Consider the following 18,745-nt stretch of genomic DNA (forward strand, 5'->3'; position numbering starts at 1 on the left):
GGAAAGACTGTTAGCCATCCTCTTGTTGCAGCGTTCGATTTGAGCAGGTTGAGCCACCGGATACCGGAGAGTTCGTGTCACCCAATAGATTGAATCGGCAGCGAGAAAAGATGGATTTCCGGTTGCGGATTCTTGATATTGGAGGAATGTGAATGAACTGCGTTGGCATCGATGTTTCCAAGGGCAAGAGCACGATTGCAGTCATGCGGCCCTTTGGAGAGGTAGTGGTTTCACCCTTTGAAGTGTGCCACACCGCCAGTGAACTGAGCAAGTTGGCAAGGCTGCTCAAAAGCCTGGACGGTGAGACCCGTGTGGTGATGGAATCCACGGGCAATTACCATGCGCCGGTGGCCTGGCTGCTCCACGGCGCGGGGTTTTATGTCTCCGTAGTCAATGCAATGCTGGTGCACGACTACGGGAACAACAGTTTAAGACGGGGCAAGACCGACAAGAAGGATGCCGTGAAGCTGGCCAACTACGGCCTTGACCACTGGCTCACACTTCCGAGATATGTTCCGGAAGAGGACACCCGGCTCATGCTGAAGACCTGTTACCGGCAGTACCAGCAGTATTCCAAAGTACAGACCATGCTGAAAAACAACCTGATCTCCCTGCTGGACACCGCTTTCCCAGACGCAAACCGCCTGTTTACCAGTCCGCCCCGCGCCGATGGCAGTGAGAAGTGGGTGGACTTTGTCGCCACTTTTTGGCATTGCGAGTGTGTCTGTGGTCTGTCTAAGAAAGCCTTTACCGCCAAGTACCAGAAGTGGTGCAGAAAGCACGGCTACAATTTCAGCCAAGATAAGGCGTTGGATATTTATGCCTCTGCCTGTGGACGCTTCGGTGTCATGCCGAAAACAAATACGGCAAAACTTTTGGTAGAACAGGCCATTTCCCAACTCCAGACAACTTCCGCCGCATTAGCTGCTCTCAAGCAGGAGATGCAGTCTCTGGCAGCTTCTCTGCCGGAGTATCCTGTAGTGATGGGAATGTTTGGTGTTGGCCCTACACTCGGCCCCCAACTCATAGCTGAAATTGGCGATGTGCGCCGTTTTCATTCCAAGAAAGCGCTGGTGGCCTTTGCAGGCATTGACGCCCCGCCCTACCAATCTGGCCAAATAGATGTCCGCAGCCGCAGCATTTCCAAGAGGGGATCTGCCTCACTGCGCAGGACACTTTTCCTGGTGATGGGCGTCCTCCTGCAATGCGCTCCAATCGATGAGCCGGTCTACCAGTTCATGAACAAGAAACGCTCTGAGGGCAAGCCATACCGTGTCTACATGATGGCATCCGCCAACAAGTTCTTGCGTATCTACTACGCTTCTGTGAAAGCCTATTTGGATTCCCTGGAACACGACTGATTTCCCTGCGCTATACCATCTGGCGGGCCGCCGTTTCGATTTTGAGTTGCTCAGCGGCTTGATTTTGTGTTGCCTTTTTCGCTGCTCCCAAAACCTGAAATTTCTACTTGACTTTTGTTAGCAGGTCTTTCCACGGATTTTGCAGGGGTGGCGCTTGATACTAAGGCGGGACCACCAGCCGCCGCAGCAGGTATTTCAGCATGGCAGGCTCCTTTCAGCGCAGCTGGTCGGGGCGGTCATAGTACAGATGGCCCTGGCGCACCTTGGCATGGCTGAGAATCTTGATGTGGCCCTTTTCCTGGTTCTCCAGGCTTTTCTGGTATCCGGCCTCCGTCAGAAACAGGCGGGTCCGTTCGCCTTTCCAGCCCACCGGCGAATCGTGGGTCAGCACATCGAAGATAATCATGTGCCGGGTGTCCTCGGCAAACCGCTCCAAATCCATGTACTCATGGCCGTGGTAGTTCTGCGCCCCGGCTTTGAGGCGCATTTCCTCCATCAGCTGGCCCACGGTCTTACGCTCAGGCATGGCGTGCGCCTCCTTTCCCGCGCCCCTGGCCCTTCACGGTCAGGATGCCGTCCAGGGTGGTGGCGGTGATCCGCAGGCGCTCGGCGGTGGCGATGTCATTCTTCACGGTCTCGTCGATGCCGTGGCCGCAGACCACCAGCACATGGGACCGGCGCAGGTAGTCCCGCGCCATATCCAGCCCGTCCTTGTGTTCCTGGGGAATCTCGTCCTTGAGGAAGGTGGGCAGGAACAGCACCGGGCAGATGGGCGAATACCCGGCGTCGTACACCTGACGGCAGTAGGCCGCAGCGTTCTCGGCGTTCTCATACTGGCTGTTGCTCCAGGAAGCCGTAATGTAAGCAAGGGGTCGTTTCATAGCAAAATCCTTTCTCCCGATGTGTCCGGGCAGCAGAAAAGCGGCTGTTTACCAGCCGCCTGCGTACATATCGTGGTTGACTTGTGCGGTGTAGTGATTGCTGATCGTGGTCGGCGCGTTGAACAGCACCGCAAGCAGATACTGCTTCATGTTGCGGATTTCGGTGGTATTGTTCCGCAGGCATTCCATGACAAACTCGATATGGGAGCAATCCAGCTTCAAAAAACGGGAGCGGACCACCTCATGGGGGAAGTCGCTGCCAGCGATCCGGGTGGTTTTCCGCTTGGCGCAGACGGTCTCCACCATCAGCTCCACAATCTCGTCCAAGTCCTCCCGGTAGGTGGTAAACTCCCGGCACAGGTGGTCATACTCGATGTTCTCCAGAATCAAATCCCGATAACTTTCCATCTCTGAGACAGACATCGCATCCCTTCCTTTCCGTTCCGGCAGCTGTGCTGCCGCTGTTTCCCGGAAGGGAATGGAATCGGTACTTGATCCATGAGTATTTTGTTTTTGGGTATTTGGTTTCTCTATATTTAATTCTGCGGGCTTTTCCGTATCCGGTTTATCCAGATACGGGTTTTCCGTATCTGGTGAAGCCGTATCTGGTACAGCCGTATCCGGCCCAGGCGTTTCTGGCTGCCGGGGCTGGGGTTGCTCATAAATCACATACTCGGTGTCGCTGATCCGGCCTTGTTGGTCCCGCAGCTGGTTCCGCACGATGTAACCGGCGGTTTCCAACTCCCGCAGTGCATTACCGATGGCGTCAACGCCCTCCTTGCAGATTTTCGCAAGTCCACGGGTAGTATAGTTCCAGTCATCAGGCAGGGATAACATCATGGAAAGCAGCCCCTTGGCCTTCAGCGACAATTCATGGTTCCGCAGGTGATGATTACTCATTACCGTATAGTCGCGGGTTCTTTCAATCCGAAAGACCGCCATTGACTTCACTCCTTCCTGTTCTCAGGGCATGAAAAAAGCCACAATCTTTCGTGAAAAAGACTGTGGCGTTCAGCTGTTCTTGGTTTTCGTGTTCTTCCGGGGCCGGTAGGGACGCTTGGGCAGCGGCGGCTGGTCGAACAACGATTCACGCCCCGAAAACGGGAGGGTCTGCAAAACCCGGTCAATGTCGGTGGATTCCATGTCATACAGAGACTGGCAGTTTTCCCGGATAGCATCCTTGATGCTCTGGACAGTACACATATTCATTCCTTTCCTTTCGTGGTAGTGGCAGGTTTACGAGTGGCGGCGCTTATCCGGCTTGAAGTCGAGGACATGGCCCTCGATCACACGGGCATACCGCTTAATTTTGATTTCCCGGCGCTTCTGGCTTACGAGGGCGGCCTGATACCCGTCCTCGGTAAGAAACAGCCGCATTTCATCGCCGGGGCTGCCGTAGGAACAGGGACGCAGAATGGAAAACTCGATCATCCAGCGAGTGTTGTCCTGAAAACGCTCCACGGCGAGAATATTGTGTCCTTTCAGCTCACGGGCTGAAATATCCCTCATAGGCGGCTCCTTTCATCGTTCCTGGTCTCTCTGGCGCTTCTTCTGCCATCCCTCCAGCAGCTTGATGATGGTCTCCTGCATCCGCTGGGGCGTGTAGCTCTTGGGAAAATACTTCCGCAGGATGTCGGCAGAGAGGGTTACTTTGTCGAGATCGCTTTTCTTTTCCTCGCCCATGATGACGCGCATCATATCGAGGGTCAAATGCCCCTCCTGGCTGTATTTCTTGAGCCGCTGGGCCTGGGAAAGAGAAGGGGTCGCCTGTTCGCTGTCCATCGCGTCCAGCAAGTCCCGCTGTTCCTCTTTTTTGAGGAAAGACAGCTCGTAAGCCGGGTTGAGGGCGATTTTCTTTTCATCTACCATATCCAGCAGTTCGGGGATCAGCTCCGTCAGGCGGATATAGCGGAAAATCTGATTTTTACTCTGGCCGACCTGTTCAGCCAAAAGCTCGCTGGACTTCTTTCCAGCAGACTTGTTCCCAACTTGGGAACAAGTTAAATCCATGCGCTCACCTTGGTGCTTCATGGCCTCCAGCTTCATCTTGTAGGCAAAGGCCCTCTCGCTGGGGAGCAGGCTTTCCCGCTGCAAGTTGCTGTCCACCATGATGATGGTGGCGGCATCATCGTCCAGATCCCGAACAATGACCGGCATGGTTTCTTTCTCGGCCAGCTCACTGGCCCGGTGCCGCCTGTGACCGGCCACCAGCTCATAGCCGCCCTCCGGGTCCGGGCGGGCAATCGCCGGAACCAGAACACCGTACTGCCGAACACTGTCGGCGGTCTCCATCATGGCCTCGTCATCCTTGACTTTGAAGGGGTGGTTCTTGAAAGGATGCAGCTCAGACAGCGGGATTTCCCGTACTTTTTCCAGCTTGGCGTCCTGGCGGCTTTCCTCGGTGGAAAACAAGTCATCGTATGGAGCCAGCTCTACTTTTTTCGCGCTGCTTTTCAAGTTTTATCACCTCCTGGGTCAGATTTTTATACCCCTCGGCCACCTTGCCATTGGGGTCATGGGAAAAAATGCTCTTGCCCTCGGCGCTGATTTCCTTGGCCCGGACAGAATGGGGAATCTCGGTGCCGAACACCTTGATTTTGCTGCCGTAGGTCTCCCGCAGCAGGGCAGCGATCTCTTTGGCAAAGTTGGTACGGTTGTCCACCATCGTCAGCAGGATACCGTCGATCTGGAGCTTGGGGTTGATCTGCCGCTTCACCTTGTTTACGGTTTGGAGCAGCTGTTCCAAGCCCTTGGCAGGCAGGTACTCCGCCTGGACGGGGATTATGACCCTGTTGGCGGCGGCCAGGGCATTGACCGTGAGCATACCCAGGGAAGGCTGGCAGTCAATCAGGATATGGGAATACTGTCCCTTGAGCGTGTCCAGATACTGCCGCAGGATGGTCTCACGGCTCATGGCGTTCACCAGGGAGACCTCCATGCCGGAGAGCTGGATGTCGGCGGGCATCAGGTCAACGCCCTCCGGGTGGTGCAGGATACCTTCGCCGGGGCGCAGCGGCTCGTCCATCAGGATACGGCCCATTGCGTCGGACAGGGTAAAGGGCAGCTTGTCCGGCTGGGGATGGCCCAGGCTGATGGTCAGGCTGCCTTGCGGGTCCCCGTCGATCAGCAGAACTTTCTTCCCGGCCTGCGCCAGCCCAATCCCCAGGTTCGCGCAGGTGGTTGTCTTGCCAACGCCGCCTTTCTGGTTGGCGATGGCGATAATTTGCGTGTTCAATGACTTCACCTCATTTCTGATTGGTGTTGTCATGTGCCTGCACAGCAGTCCTGGAAATGACAAAAGCCGCCACTCGAAACAAGTGACGGCTTCGCCTAAATCCAATATTCTACTGTGCTTGAAATCAAAAGGCTTTGAGTTCCTTTCTGCTATTCATTTGTCGTTAATGAAACACCCCCTATAATTCGACTTATTTCAGTATGATTTTTCGGTTTGGAAAAGGATGAAAAAACCAGACTGAAAACCTCAAAACCCTTGATTCTACGGGGCTTTTCCGGTTTGTCGTAATTATACCGTAAGGGCAAATCCATGCGTGCCCGTAGATCTGCTCCTGTCAGATCGGCATCAGAGAAATTAACACCATACATGAAAGCCTCGTGAAACCGGGCATTTTTTAAGTTGCATAATGATAAATTGGCTCCACGCATATCTGCCCCGCTGAAATCTACTCCGCAAAGGTCCATGTTGCTAAGATTGGCTCCTGCCAAGGAGTCCAAGTGCAAAGTTTTTCTTAATTCCTGGTGATTCATATAAGTGTCCTCCTTTTTTATTTAAAAAAATATGGAGGAATTCCACTTAAAAAAAAGTGGAGAAGCATATGGTTTTTGTACTATGATAAAAACCAAAATAAAAAATTAATTTTTTTTACGCGGCAGAAGTTCTTCAGAGCGGAATCATATTTTGTACATACGTCTGATCTTCTTTTCTTAAATATGGAATACTTTTGTATTGTACCTCTGATCTCCCGGAAAGGCGAAAAAACAGGGGCCATAAATGGTCCCTGCTTCTGCAATCAGCCTTTTACAATTGTTTTCGGGTCGATACAGTAGAACTCTATTTCAGCCCGCTCCTTTATTTTGGCGTGGTCTTCACCATTATAGCGCGCTATCCTGTAACGGTTGGAAAAGCCATCTGCCGGCAGCAGATATACCGCTGTCCTGTCTCCCACCAATGAGAGAGCCTCGTATATAGGGGCAATAGGTTTTTGCTGAAATACTTGGCTCAAAGTCATAACAATCTCATAGGATCCGTCATACATGTCTGCCTCATAGAATGCGACAAGATCTAACTGGAAAATCGATAAATATGGGTTCCCATACGTTTCAGGATTGGAAAGCCTCGCTTCAATATACTCCGGGCCGTCTACACCCCGCTGCCTGAAGCCCAGGAATGTGGTGTATTCAAAATCAGCCATGGTAGCCATTTTCTTCTCTACTTCCTCCAGAAAACTTTCCCATGAGATAAACAGGTCAGAAGCATAAGATGTTGTGACTGTCCCCGCTTCCTGAATCAGTCTGGTGAGGATTGAGGAATAATTGATAAAATGATCCAGCTGTTTCTTGTCATCAATCCTGTATTCCCCGTTACTTCGTAACTGCGTGGTGATGAGTTTCTTTCCCGCAAACCGTTTTTTCAGTTTTTCCGTTGCTGTTGCCATATCAGATACCTCCTATTTTCTTTTGGAAAAATATGAGAAAATCTTCATGTGAAAATTATTGAATGTGATCGGAAAAGGGGAAACGGAAACAACTGAAAATAAACTTGATAATCTTTTTTTCTGCTATTATATAAGACGAGATGGAAAAAAATTTCATCAGTCTTTCTACGATTAGCCGTATTATCACACCCCAAATACAGCTATTTTTTAATCGATTTCGGGCTCGTCAAATTCTAACGTGAGGTATTTAAACCGATCATCCGCCCATATCCTTATGACCTTCCCTCTCCTTGTCATTAAGCGTTCTCTTAAAGAGAAATTTCCACTTGCTCCCCAGGAATGTTCGAGCAGGTACCAATAAGATGTAGGGAGCTTTTGCTCCGTTACTTCCAGATAATCTCCCACTTTGCAGCAATCCGGATTTTCAGTCGTAAAGTCCATAGTTCTAACCATAAATGCCCCTCCCTTCATGAATTCTTTGGCATTATACCAAATTTCCTGCTATTATTCCAGCTTAAGAGTCATGTTACGAAGAAACAAAAAAGGACGCACTTGCATCCTCTTTTGTCTGATTTTTGTATTTGGAATCCTTACAAACGACTATTGTATATTTACTGGATGTCCGGGATGTCATCCCAGTCCCCATACTCCCGATTGCAGCTTGTACATGTATACGGACCATATGGATTTCCAGAATCGTAAATGCTGGCATCAGCTGTAGCAAAAGCGTTACGGACAAATTCATTGTCTCCGTCAACAACAATGTCCAGCCGGCAAACCTGGTGAGCATAAAAAGTGGTGTTTCCACATACACACTTCTTCACAGCCTCACCTCCTAAGCACAATGCCCGTATATGCGGGCCACATCTTTTGCCAGCGACCTGGTGTACTTGTTGACCGTGCTGCGGGGAATTGCATCACCATAGTAGACACGGGTCGTAAATTTTTCAATATTATCCATGTCCTTTATTTCCCGGTACATATAGTAGTTTGTTCCATCGTGATGGGTTTCTTCGCCGATGATGTCGAGGCCATTGCAGTACCATTTACACTCGCTCTGCCCATTTACAGTGGACTGAAAAATATCTTTAATATTACCAGATTCGATAATTTTATATCCCTTTTTCCGCCCATTCCACAATCCCAAGTCAGCGATGACAAGGATCGGGTTCTTAAGCTCGATATCTAAATTTACCCGTTCATCTTCCAAATACATCTCATTGGCTTCGTGTGCAGCTTCATATGCAGCCTCCTCTGGGTTGCGTCCCTCGTAAAAATCCGGATGTAATTCCTTATCCTCTGCCAAGAATGACTTCCAACCATCTTCCTCCAGGTCGATCTGTGAATCCCAAATTACAAATTTTTTTACCATAGTGTCTTCCTCCTTTTTTGTATTCATGACAAAAATGGCGAAAACGATAGATTAAAAATTTCGAGCAGCTTTCACTGCTTACAACCAGCCGATCCGGAACAAAGCGGCTTCTGAGTTCATTAAACGTTTCCAGCAGCATGCAATCCAAATACGATCGAAAGAAAAAGTTTCTGTCGCCTGAATTTAGGGCTGTCGCTATTTGCGGCAGCCCTATAACATAAGGAAATATATATGCCGGAAACGGGAACGGCAATCATGTGTATCAGTATATATCTGAACACCCGTTTCATGAGCGGGGGAGAGGGGAACCGTCCCGCTCATTTATAATATGGTAGAATCCATCTTGCCTGGAGGGCTTGACTTTTTCCCTTTTTTTGTTAAGATAAACCATGCAAGGAAAATGTCCCATTTCATTTTCCTTTTATTTTTTGAGCTGTATCTCCTATCCAGATATGGCTCATTTTTTCACAAGTTGTAAAAAGTTTGTCTCTCTGATCCCCACTCTATAAGAACGGGGATATCATGCGTTATGGATTTTGTTTCAGCGAAAAACCCTGTTTATATAGCGGCCATTTCAGATATCAACCACCTTTTATGCAGTATCTAAAAAAAGGACCATTTCTGGTCCTTTTTTTATGAATGTTATGCTGTCATTTCTGACTCCTGTCCCGGGAGCATCAGGATCTGTTTTTCCGAAAACAGGTACTTCTGAGGCTGTGCCAGAACTTTTGCATATTCTTCTTTTCCCTGGAAGGAATCGATTACTTCCTGCTCTTCCCGGGACATTTCCTCATACTTCGCTTTCCCATATGCCGGCGGCAGCCACCCACGGTTCTGTGCTGCAAAAATGTTAAACCGGTCAAACAGCTCCTGACAGCGGAATGTGATATGCACAGTACCTTTCTTGTACAAAGAGATATCGAAATATTTGAACGGGATATTACGGGTCTTGTCAGCATCAAGTGCAGCCTTCAGAGTAGATTCCAGATCCACCTGTTGTGTCATGCCACCATCCAGATAGTTTAATGCTTTTTCCATGTCTGATAAAAGAGCATAGATCGCATACATGTCAAAATGGTTGCCCCATTGTGACCAGATGCTGTATCCAGGGATAATACACTTCCTGTCAAGCTTATAGGCTTTGTTGGTCTTCCATCCATTATAGTAATGTACATTCCCGTTTTCCACAGAATCATTAAACGCATGGTACACAGTGAGTTTATCAAAGAGTTCCATAATGCATTCCTTTGCTCCACTAACCAACTCAGACATCATTTCAGTCTTTACCCGGTCAATGTTGTAGCGGGAAAACTCATAGTCTGCCAGTTCATTGAGCATGTTACGGTACTTGCTCTGCAGTTTACTGGTCAAAAGTCCGATAAACTGCTTATTTTCAAGAAGGGCCTCCCAATATTTCATACGAACGCCTTTCAAATAATCTTCAACGCTGAAATTCTTTATCTGCGCACCGCCCTTGGCTATGGCCAGTTCTAAGACGACTTTGTTTTTCCCATTGAATGCCTTGTTCAGGTATCGTTCCATTGCCCAGAATTCTGTAATCAGTTCTCTCGACGCAGTAACCTCCATGTTATACATTGCTATGGCTGCCTCAATTGGATCTGAGGAGACAAGTTCTGCATAATCATTGTCCTGTTTGAGCTTTTCCTCCTGTGCCTTCTCCAGACGATCAAAAATTCGGCTTTTCATTTCCTGACGCTGGATATTTATGTAGACAATCGCTGCCTCGACATCCGTCTGCCTCTCTGCATGCAGGAATGCGCCAGGAAGGTACTCGACCTCCGCATCATACTTCTCTAAGACCTTTTCCAGATCCTTTCTTTCCTGGCTGTATGGGTTTCGGATCGTCTCCGCATTCAGCAGGCAAACAATCTGCCCACCCATGTACTGAAGAATGCTGACTGCATGAAGAAGATGAGCTGCGCCTCGATCAAAGGGTGGGTTCATAACAATTAAATCATAACCGAAAGCAGGACTATAGGTCAGAAAGTCATCATGGACGACCCGGACCAAATCGGTATTATCCAATTTGGCTGCCTCATTAGAAAGTTCCACATAGCGGTTTAAAACTTCCGGGTTATCGTATTTTTCGTTCCCCATCTTTTTAATCTGGTCCAATTCCTCCAAAAGTTTTGACTCAGATTCTTTGATCCCTTCTTCTGTAAAAAGATTTTTCAGGATCCCTCGCAGATTCGGATCGATCTCTACAAGCTCAAGTGTCCAGTTAGTAAATTTCCTTTTCTCGTTCATAGTCTTCAGTATTTCAACTGCCAGATCACCTTTTCCAGCTGACGGCTCAAGAACATGATAAACTCCTTTGAATTTCACCTTACCAAGCATCCTCCGTGCGACTTCCTTTGGTGTTGGATAAAAGCCAGATCCTCCATTGTTACAGCAAAGTGTTCTTACATCCATTTTGTTTCCTCCTTTTTTCGAATTCAGAGGGAATATGGAAAATAGGGGACAATATTGTTTTTACATTCAATAGCGGAGAGCTGTATTGTTATGTGCTGAATTTACAAAAAAATGAAGGAGCGGCAACTCCTTCATTTTTTAAGTTCTTCCAAATCAGATTCCTGATAAGAAATAACCACTATTTATATGTTATCATTCTACCATCAATTTGTCAAATTTTTACATATAAGAAAAAAGGACACCCAAGGTGCCCTGTCATTCACGATCAGCTTTGTTTAACCTGGGATTTGGCCTGCGCAACTTCTTCATCTGTTAAGTCCGCAATTGACTGTGCATCCGATGGAGAAAAGCCTCTACTAATCATATTCAAGTAAACTTGAATTCCTTTTTCAAGACGGCCCTTCAATTCGCCTGCTGCACGGCCTTTGTTTTCCACACGGTCTAATACATCACACATGTTTTTGACCTCCTTCCCATCTTCTCGGGCTGAAACTGCTGCCGCTAAGAATCTGTTATCGCCAGTGAAAACATCGAAAAATTTCAGGACAGCATCCGAGTGTACCAATTCCTTCCGGCTAGGAACGTACTCTCCCGTCCTTTGCAGTTGAGAAAAATAGTCTGCAATCACCTGAAAATCGCTGCGGAAATTACTGACCTGATTTTCTGTCAGGAACGGGATGTCTACTACATGAATATTGTAGTCGTTTACATATTCCTGCAGCTCTTCCGGAATTTCCAAGCAATCACGGAGCGATTTTGGCCCGGTCCATGGACTGTTGCCATAATACAGGACCAATGTGATCACCGGATACCTGATCCCATCTTTCTTTTTGGCGATCTGTGAACGGTATGACGCGCCATCGTATGACAAAATACGCAGCGGCATATCCCGATCAACTGCCGTTTGGTTTTCCAAGCCAAAGAGTGCGAAACAGGTTTTCCCTTTTTCCCAAAACTTTGCTACGTCCCGCTCCTGCTCATGGAGCTTGGAAGTATCTGCTTTGTACTGAGATTTGGTGCCTATATTCTCCAACTCATTCTCCCGAACAGTTACTTTTCCGTGGAACAGCAAGCCATTAACAATGTCAGCAAAGACGTCATTATAATCTTCCAGGATCTTCTCTGCGATATCTTTCTGTCCCATAGCTTCACCTCGCTTTCCTTGATTTTTCTATATAAATAAACAGGGAAAGCGAATTGCTGTCCCTGGGATTTTCGCGGGACAGCTCTAGCTGATCCTTATTATTGTCTCCTGTTTTTCGTCGATTTCATTATAATATGAGTTTTTTTGGCTGTCAACTTTCATACCTTATCCCAAAATCCACTTATTCCTTCTTAGATACGGGATTTGATTTGTTTTTCTGGGTTCTACTTTGTTTTTTGGATCCTGCTGGCAGCGTCAAGGCATCCTTAAGGCTCCAACCATCATTCATTCTCTGTGCAAACTCATATTTCCCAATTCCATGAAATTTACACATTTTTCCGATTGACTTAAATTCACGGTTTTCGTGATCCGCAAAAACATAAGGACCGCCTTTCGGGTAAGTTAGGGAGTAGCAATATGGCCAGCCGTCTATGTCACGATTATGGAATACGGAAAACGGGATTTTCCAGTAATCACACATCTCCCTTTTATTTCTAAAAAAATGTCCTTCGTGATCGTATACATAATTATCTCGATTTCCTGGAGTTTCCACACTCCTATTCTTTCGAGGTCTTAGCTTTCCATGATTTTTCTCGTATTCTTCTAATGCCCGGAGTACGTCCTCCGGCTCATACTGTTCTACAATCTGGATTACATTCTGCATGTTATCTGGCTTTTGGGATTTCAAGGTCAAGGCATCTTTTAAGCTCCATCCACGTTTTCTCCGTGCCTGATAGGCAGAATAATTAATTTCCCACGCCTCGCACATTTTCTTTTCATCACTATACGCTTTCCCATTGTGATCAATTACCATTGAAATTTTCCTTCCTCTTTTCTTCTTATGGATTGCAGCGCCCACAAGGTTCGTATCCCTCATTGATAAGGTCATCACGACTGCCGGTGTAAGTCTCCTTATTGTCCTCTGACATATCTGAGACGCTGGAGCAGTCCGGTAAATGGAATTTCATTGTGTTTGTATTCAGAATATAGGTATTCTCTTCTGTCTCATTGGAGGCAGTATCAGTTCCACTGCTGGTTGGCCAATTTTCGCCTGTTACATAATTAATTTCAACCCCAGGCTGCACATTGTAGCAATATACATTGAAGCAGATCCCATCCCCTTCGTCCTCAACCGACCATGCCTCCATCTGAACGCCGGACGCGACAAGATTACTTCCATCATAGACCGGTGTTACACGGTAAAGAACATGGTTTCCCATCTCTGTAACATAGTCTGCCACCATGTTTTCGAATGGGAGCATTCCCTGGACGTTCATATATCGGGTGCCTGTTATCAGGTTCTTCTCGTTGGCATCCTCCCCCGCAAGCTGGTGACCGATCAAATGGCAGCGGTTGTACAGGTAACCGCCGTCAACAAAGTCATACTCATTCTGCACCCATCCTGTGGGCGTCACAGAATTGATGTCCTCCCGATCCTCTGTCGGCATCAGCTCTATACAGATATTTGCATAAGCGGCACCGCACCGCCCCAGGCTATCCAAATCACTATAGGTTTCGAAGGCTTCTGTTGTCTTGTCTGCCTCGTCGAAAACTGGAATATTTCCATTGATCTCTACATATGGGGATGAATCGTAGGCTGGGATGTCTTCAAGCAACATGGATGGATCATCCGAACCGGGTCCCTCATTTTCCGTTTCCGTGCTTTCCGTGGCACTTGCAGCCGGTTCTTCCTGGGATTCTGCCACCTGTGAGACAACAGCTTCCTCCCCCGAACATGCTGCAAGTGAAATTGACAGCATAAGTGCAAGCCACAGTGCTGCAACCTTACTGATACATTTTCTCATTTTCCCATATCTCCATCGTGATTTCTTTGTGTGAATTGCCGGAAAATTCTGCTGTGCTTTCCCGTTTCCATTTGTCCAGGGTAACATCAAGATATATGTCAGCAGGATAGTCCCGATTCCACCGGCAGATAAGCAGTTTTTCTATCCTGTCTTCTATTTCATGCAAAGAGACATTTTCCAGGAAACACCACTCCCCTGCCCCTGTCCCATGGACCGGATCATCCTCAACTCTGATTTTTGATGGGTCGAACAGTGGCGCTGAATAAGGGGAAACAACCAGCTTCCCGTTTACTTTTTTCAGTATTTTTTCATAAAGTATCCTGTCCCTACTCTGACGCCGGCCATTAAAGCCTGTTCCCAATCGGTTATCTACACATATGATTATATTCAAAAAATACCCTCCTTTACCACCGTTGGCTTTTTGCCAAATATTTGTTTTCTAATAGCATTGTATTACATATTAAGCTCATCAGCAATTTGCTCACAGGGGCTTCCACACAAACATTATATAGCATGCGCTTATTTTTATCCTCAAAATCCAATGCAAATACACTTTTGTGTTGTTTTTTTGCTGTAAAAAAACAGGAGCTATAAAAACTCCTGTTTTAACTGTCAGAGAATCGCCTAATCTTGTACATCCCAATGATTTGCAGCTTTCCGGAAATTCCTCAGCAGGCCGGCAGCGGTTAATACCTGTGTTGGCCTCTGTCCTGTTTCTGTAACCTCCATAAGCTCAAACCATGGCCCGTCGGCTTCTGTACCAGAATATCGGTTATCATCAGGGAGACCCACCTGTCCTGGAAGGAATTCCCCTTCTTCAGTAGATTCCCAGATTTCTTTTTTTTCTTTTTCGTTTAATGTACCTGGCACAATAGCACGACTGAATATTTTGTGATTATCACGATCACGGTAAAGATATGTTACCATCGTATTCTGAGGGATCCGATCAGCCGGCAAGCCAAAATACTCCATATCCTCCGGGGTAAACCCAATTTCTGTCAATGTACTGATGCCAGAATCCTTTTTGGAAAGACAAGAGACAACCCCTGTAAGAAGTGATTCAAGGTAACGGTTATCATACACTCTCTTGCCAAGGCTCTTTTTCGGGGCATCCTGCTGCTTCCGGTTATCCTGCCCCATCAGGTCTTTTGCCACGCTTACCTGGAATGATTCCTCAAACCAATGCCAAATCTCTTCCCTGTGTGTTCCTTCCGGAAAACCATGCCACTCTTCTTCGATGCACTCTGTTTCAGGGTCCATCGGGACATTGCCAAACTCTTCCCAGAGCTGCTTTATACTTCCCGGGAGATAGCAGATTGTTAAGCCATATGGATAGTCCTTGAAGATAGGGGTAATGATATGCTTAAATACATATCTCCAGTCTCCTCCTGCAAGCCCGCATCCCAGGTAGCCGGGAATTGCAATTGGCAGATGTTTTGATCGGCCATAATGTTTCACGCCTAAAAGGCATGCTTTCAGGGCGTCATAATCCGTGTCAAGGTTTCTCCCTGTAGGGATATTTTCCGCGAACATATTGGCAATAACCAAATCAGCCGCCTGGTTGCATCTGAAAAAGATAGATGTCCCAAGCAGGGTCTCTGGCATTGCATTTTCACAAATAGCCTTATAAGAGCTATACTGCCCCGATGTAAGCAGTCGGTTTCTGATCTGTTTTGCGACGCCAGCCCCCATTATCCCTTTGCAGTTCACCTGATGGGCGATAATACCGCTTTCCGTGTCCAGCAAATTCTTTTTCACTTCTCTGATCATATGTTTGTTCCTCCTTTAATTGTTTCCAGTAATATGCTTAATTTCCAGAAAATACATTCCGCTTCCTTTTTTCTCCATATTAAAGAAAATATAAAGGAGGACAAATTGATGGCATTTGAACAATATAGTGATTTATTCGAACTCAAAGAGCAAAACTTCCACCGCCTGGACCAGGGCAAGGCAACTGTTATTTTCCTGGATTGTCAGGGTATCACCAAGAACCATAAGGATTACAAACTCATGGATAAAGACCCTATCTACCGGATCATGGCAGACTGCGCTTACAATGTAGCAGAGGATATCCAGTCTACTTGCATCATATATGCAGGTGTTGATGAAGCTAGCATAATCTTCCGTGATGTAGCGGATCTATATAACGCATTTCAGATGGGGGACTGTGCGGATTATGTTCTATCCTTATTTATGCAGCGCTTCCTCAAATACTTCTGGGAAAAATATCCCAACATCTATGTCAAGGGAACTATATTCAATCTTCCGACAAAAGATATTCAGAGGTATATTAACTACCGGCATGATGTCTGCCGGGCAGTTGCGATGTTCTATATGGCAAAGGAATACCTTCCAAAAGAACTTTACTCCCAGCTTGAATTCGCAGAGGAATCAATCAAAGAACTTCTGATGGAGCACGGGCTATACGACGAGCTCTCAGAGAACGGGGCCTTCCTGAATGGGGTCTGTCTGGACCACAAATCCGAGCCACGTCTGTCTATTATTGAGGAAGGGCTTGCCTTGCGTCCATAAACCGAAGATGATTTTTTGTATCTTCCACCATTTTACTGTTGATTTCAGAAAAAAGGAGGAACAAAACATGAGGAAACAGTTTCAAATTATTTTGGATGCAGACGATGTGCTATTTGACTGCAATGGAACAGCGGTTCGGGACCTGAACAGATCTTTTGGCACAAATTTCAAAGTATCTGATATTACACGGTGGGGGCCTATGGGAAATGCCCTTGATGAAAGGTTGAATTTTTTCAATGAGCCTTCATGGGTACGGAAGCTCCCATTATTCCCCGGGGCCCGGGAATTTGTCAAAAAGCTTTCAGAGATTGCTGAACTGCTCGTAGTTACAAATGTGCCGGCAAAATGTGCCGGCGCGCGCATGGATGCTCTAATAGAGAATTTTCCATGGATCCAGCCGTCAAACATCCTGATCGGCGGTAGGAAGGATCTGCTGAAGGCTGATATGATGTTGGATGATGCCCCACACAACCTGGAAAAAGCTACGGATGTCGAATATCCAGTTCTCTTCCGGCAGCCATGGAACTACGGAAAAACTGGATTATATTCCGTTTCCCGGTATGATGAATTCCTGACCCTGGTGCAGATGGTACAGAACGGAATGGGGATAAAAAAACCAGACAAGTACGATTCCATTGTCCTTGTCGGTCCAAGCGGATCTGGGAAAAAGAAGCTTGCGGATAACCTATTAAAAAGGAATCCCAGAATTCGTAGGGTCACTACATATACGACAAAGCCAGGTGGAATGGGCTATATTCATCTGAGTGAAAAAAAATTTGCTACTAAGGCAGATGAGTTTTTTGAAACAAGCTGTTACATGGGCCATCGGTTCGGGACTTACAAACCTGATATTGCTGCTGAAATAGCGGAAGGGAATATCCCTTTATTGATCATGGATATTAACGGGATGGTTGCGATGAAATCCGAGTTCTGCCCTATTTCAGTATATGTTGATGCACCACGTGAAGATTGCATTCGGGATATACTGTCCAGGGATCTTTCGGTTAACGAGATGGTACGCAGGATCGCTTCCCTGGATCTCGAAGCACGAAATGAACGTTTCTGCGACATTACTCTGACTGCCGACTCTGAAGTTTCCTTGTAATAACCAAACAGCCGGTAGGGATCATTTCCCAGTGCCGGCTGTTTCTAATTATCTCGATTTTTCCACTTTTTCACATAAACAAAAAAGAGGAGGAATGATCATGGCAAAAGAGATTGTAATTACGGAAGCTGTTGAGGCTTGTCCCTATTGTATGCAGGAGAATGTATTTCCCAATTATGATGTGGAAAAGCAGGGCTACATTGTTCAGTGCAAACATTGCGGCGGACAGATGATGCTTTGCGATGAATGCTTACATGCAGATGACAATCCAACTAGCCAATGTGACTGGCACGAAGAAGTCAGAAATGGACTATCTTTTGGTGTCTGCTTCCGTGGCATCACGGAACCAAGATATTAGAAAACCTGATGCTTAACGTACAGAAAAAGGAGCCGTTTGTGGCTCCTTTTCTTATCCTTTTCTTCTACATTTTTTAGTGTTTACAGCTCCGGCTCATCCTCGCTGGCAGAAGGCTCCTCATGCTCCATTTGCCGTATGATACCCAAAGTGAAAGTTCGTGCATATTCAACCGCGCTTCTAGCAGTATCAATGTCTCTTTCTGTCGCTATGAAACTATCGTCCCCAGGATATCTTGTTGTAAAATAAAAGCCATCAATTCTCCCCAGCTCATCCAGTATTCGATCTGGAATCTCTATTCCCATATCATCCTGCAAATATGTAGTTAATTTATGCAGACTATGAGTGCGCAGAACGGATTCTTTCTTATAAAATTCCGAATCAGTTTCCGGATTAGCGTATTCGCTAATAATATGTTTTAGATATCTTTCGCAAATGCTTTGCCCCAATGCTGCCTGTGCTGGGGCTTTAATCCCCATTGTATAAGATTGATTAAAGAATTGATAATCATTTTCAGCAAAGTCATAATAATTATTTAACCCCACAGTTTAATCCCCTCCTTCTGGATATTTTTGTAAAATAAGCCTTGGTCATTATGCCAATCGCTTCCGATTACAATTTTGACTTCAATATCTGGCAATTTATTATTTTTATTCAGTTCTGATTTTAAGCTCACTACATGCTTGGTGTTAATTTCATAATTAGGAACCAATTCCAAAAGAAGGTCTACATCACTTCCGTATGATTGTTCTTGTCTTGCGCAGCTTCCATACAAATAAACAGCCTTCACAAACGGTGCGATTTCTGATTTTCCTATAGTCTTAAGCGCATACTGTATTGCTTCATTGCTGCGACGGCTGTAGACTTTTTGAACCTTTCGGCTTTCTCTTTTGCCTATAATCATAATCACTCACCGCCTTTTCTATATAATCTATCCCTTATTAGTATAACACATCTTGTTAATAGTATCATTTTTTCTGGCTGATTTTCCCTACAAAAAATCTGGCATCATTCGTTTTGCAAGATCCAAAAGATTCTGATCCCTATATTTAGGACAATAAGCGGGAATCCTCGGCAATTCATT

Annotated in this window: 24 protein-coding genes; 4 read left to right on the forward strand and 20 right to left on the reverse strand. The window is 46.4% G+C overall.

The window, feature by feature from the left end; translation table 11 throughout:
* Window positions 1–152 precede the first annotated feature (152 nt).
* Window positions 153–1,361 (forward strand): IS110 family RNA-guided transposase, encoded by a 1,209-nt coding sequence (locus LKD70_RS14130; protein WP_227708572.1) that lies wholly within the window; start codon window positions 153–155, stop codon window positions 1,359–1,361.
* Between the two features lie 214 nt (window positions 1,362–1,575).
* Here LKD70_RS14130 and LKD70_RS14135 read toward each other — a convergent pair whose 3' ends face one another.
* The 18 genes from LKD70_RS14135 to LKD70_RS14220 all read right to left on the reverse strand — a co-directional run bounded on the left by LKD70_RS14135 (window position 1,576) and on the right by LKD70_RS14220 (window position 15,439).
* Entirely contained in the window at window positions 1,576–1,887 is a 312-nt protein-coding gene (locus LKD70_RS14135; protein WP_227708573.1) for a DUF5720 family protein, read from the reverse strand.
* On the reverse strand, window positions 1,880–2,242 hold the full coding sequence (locus LKD70_RS14140; RefSeq protein ID WP_227708574.1) for a DUF7768 domain-containing protein: 363 nt from the start codon (window positions 2,240–2,242) through the stop codon (window positions 1,880–1,882). The genes LKD70_RS14135 and LKD70_RS14140 overlap by 8 nt, the downstream gene beginning before the upstream one ends.
* 48 nt (window positions 2,243–2,290) lie before the next feature.
* The gene (locus LKD70_RS14145; RefSeq protein ID WP_227708575.1) at window positions 2,291–3,184 is read right to left on the reverse strand and encodes a DUF6017 domain-containing protein; all 894 of its coding nucleotides are present in this window, start codon (window positions 3,182–3,184) and stop codon (window positions 2,291–2,293) included.
* Window positions 3,185–3,253: 69 nt separating this feature from the next.
* The gene (locus tag LKD70_RS14150; RefSeq protein WP_441468230.1) at window positions 3,254–3,445 is read right to left on the reverse strand and encodes a hypothetical protein; all 192 of its coding nucleotides are present in this window, start codon (window positions 3,443–3,445) and stop codon (window positions 3,254–3,256) included.
* A gap of 33 nt (window positions 3,446–3,478) precedes the next feature.
* A complete protein-coding gene (locus LKD70_RS14155) occupies window positions 3,479–3,751 on the reverse strand; it encodes a DUF5720 family protein (RefSeq protein ID WP_227708577.1) in 273 nt (90 codons plus the stop codon).
* A 12-nt stretch (window positions 3,752–3,763) separates the two neighbouring features.
* Window positions 3,764–4,699 carry a ParB/RepB/Spo0J family partition protein gene (locus LKD70_RS14160; protein WP_169319137.1) on the reverse strand — a complete coding sequence of 312 codons (936 nt, stop codon included), beginning with the start codon at window positions 4,697–4,699 and terminating at the stop codon, window positions 3,764–3,766.
* On the reverse strand, window positions 4,656–5,477 hold the full coding sequence (locus tag LKD70_RS14165; protein WP_227708578.1) for a ParA family protein: 822 nt from the start codon (window positions 5,475–5,477) through the stop codon (window positions 4,656–4,658). Before LKD70_RS14165 ends, LKD70_RS14160 begins: the two co-directional genes overlap by 44 nt.
* Window positions 5,478–5,626: 149 nt before the next feature.
* The gene (locus LKD70_RS14170) at window positions 5,627–6,007 is read right to left on the reverse strand and encodes a pentapeptide repeat-containing protein (RefSeq protein WP_227708579.1); all 381 of its coding nucleotides are present in this window, start codon (window positions 6,005–6,007) and stop codon (window positions 5,627–5,629) included.
* Window positions 6,008–6,270: 263 nt separating this feature from the next.
* A complete protein-coding gene (locus LKD70_RS14175; protein WP_227708580.1) occupies window positions 6,271–6,915 on the reverse strand; it encodes a hypothetical protein in 645 nt (214 codons plus the stop codon).
* Between the two features lie 207 nt (window positions 6,916–7,122).
* A complete protein-coding gene (locus tag LKD70_RS14180) occupies window positions 7,123–7,368 on the reverse strand; it encodes a hypothetical protein (protein ID WP_227708581.1) in 246 nt (81 codons plus the stop codon).
* Between the two features lie 158 nt (window positions 7,369–7,526).
* Window positions 7,527–7,739 carry a hypothetical protein gene (locus LKD70_RS14185; RefSeq protein WP_227708582.1) on the reverse strand — a complete coding sequence of 71 codons (213 nt, stop codon included), beginning with the start codon at window positions 7,737–7,739 and terminating at the stop codon, window positions 7,527–7,529.
* A gap of 11 nt (window positions 7,740–7,750) precedes the next feature.
* Window positions 7,751–8,287 carry a hypothetical protein gene (locus LKD70_RS14190; protein WP_227708583.1) on the reverse strand — a complete coding sequence of 179 codons (537 nt, stop codon included), beginning with the start codon at window positions 8,285–8,287 and terminating at the stop codon, window positions 7,751–7,753.
* A 642-nt stretch (window positions 8,288–8,929) separates the two neighbouring features.
* Window positions 8,930–10,720, reverse strand: a complete 1,791-nt coding sequence (locus LKD70_RS14195) for a DUF4942 domain-containing protein (RefSeq protein WP_227708584.1) — start codon at window positions 10,718–10,720, stop codon at window positions 8,930–8,932.
* 265 nt (window positions 10,721–10,985) lie between these two features.
* Complete coding sequence (locus tag LKD70_RS14200) at window positions 10,986–11,864, reverse strand: Rpn family recombination-promoting nuclease/putative transposase (RefSeq protein WP_227708585.1); 879 nt, start codon at window positions 11,862–11,864, stop codon at window positions 10,986–10,988.
* Between the two features lie 181 nt (window positions 11,865–12,045).
* The gene (locus LKD70_RS14205) at window positions 12,046–12,678 is read right to left on the reverse strand and encodes a hypothetical protein (protein WP_227708586.1); all 633 of its coding nucleotides are present in this window, start codon (window positions 12,676–12,678) and stop codon (window positions 12,046–12,048) included.
* 25 nt (window positions 12,679–12,703) lie between these two features.
* Window positions 12,704–13,669 carry a DNA/RNA non-specific endonuclease gene (locus LKD70_RS14210; protein ID WP_227708587.1) on the reverse strand — a complete coding sequence of 322 codons (966 nt, stop codon included), beginning with the start codon at window positions 13,667–13,669 and terminating at the stop codon, window positions 12,704–12,706.
* The gene (locus tag LKD70_RS14215) at window positions 13,650–14,060 is read right to left on the reverse strand and encodes a ribonuclease Z (RefSeq protein ID WP_227708588.1); all 411 of its coding nucleotides are present in this window, start codon (window positions 14,058–14,060) and stop codon (window positions 13,650–13,652) included. The genes LKD70_RS14210 and LKD70_RS14215 overlap by 20 nt, the downstream gene beginning before the upstream one ends.
* Before the next feature lie 233 nt (window positions 14,061–14,293).
* Window positions 14,294–15,439: a macro domain-containing protein gene (locus LKD70_RS14220; RefSeq protein ID WP_227708589.1), complete on the reverse strand. Its 1,146-nt coding sequence runs from the start codon at window positions 15,437–15,439 to the stop codon at window positions 14,294–14,296.
* Window positions 15,440–15,547: 108 nt separating this feature from the next.
* Between LKD70_RS14220 and LKD70_RS14225 the strand changes: the two genes are divergently transcribed.
* The 3 genes from LKD70_RS14225 to LKD70_RS14235 all read left to right on the forward strand — a co-directional run bounded on the left by LKD70_RS14225 (window position 15,548) and on the right by LKD70_RS14235 (window position 17,664).
* Window positions 15,548–16,201 carry a hypothetical protein gene (locus tag LKD70_RS14225; RefSeq protein ID WP_227708590.1) on the forward strand — a complete coding sequence of 218 codons (654 nt, stop codon included), beginning with the start codon at window positions 15,548–15,550 and terminating at the stop codon, window positions 16,199–16,201.
* 67 nt (window positions 16,202–16,268) lie between these two features.
* Window positions 16,269–17,306, forward strand: coding sequence for a 5' nucleotidase, NT5C type (locus LKD70_RS14230; protein WP_227708591.1), 1,038 nt, complete (start codon window positions 16,269–16,271; stop codon window positions 17,304–17,306).
* A 100-nt stretch (window positions 17,307–17,406) separates the two neighbouring features.
* Window positions 17,407–17,664: a hypothetical protein gene (locus LKD70_RS14235; protein WP_227708592.1), complete on the forward strand. Its 258-nt coding sequence runs from the start codon at window positions 17,407–17,409 to the stop codon at window positions 17,662–17,664.
* Window positions 17,665–17,744: 80 nt separating this feature from the next.
* Here LKD70_RS14235 and LKD70_RS14240 read toward each other — a convergent pair whose 3' ends face one another.
* Window positions 17,745–18,206: a HEPN domain-containing protein gene (locus tag LKD70_RS14240; protein WP_227708593.1), complete on the reverse strand. Its 462-nt coding sequence runs from the start codon at window positions 18,204–18,206 to the stop codon at window positions 17,745–17,747.
* Window positions 18,197–18,565 carry a nucleotidyltransferase family protein gene (locus LKD70_RS14245; RefSeq protein ID WP_227708594.1) on the reverse strand — a complete coding sequence of 123 codons (369 nt, stop codon included), beginning with the start codon at window positions 18,563–18,565 and terminating at the stop codon, window positions 18,197–18,199. Before LKD70_RS14245 ends, LKD70_RS14240 begins: the two co-directional genes overlap by 10 nt.
* Window positions 18,566–18,745: the final 180 nt, after the last annotated feature.

Source organism: Ruminococcus turbiniformis, assembly GCF_020687545.1.
Classification (GTDB): domain Bacteria; phylum Bacillota; class Clostridia; order Lachnospirales; family Lachnospiraceae; genus Mediterraneibacter; species Mediterraneibacter turbiniformis.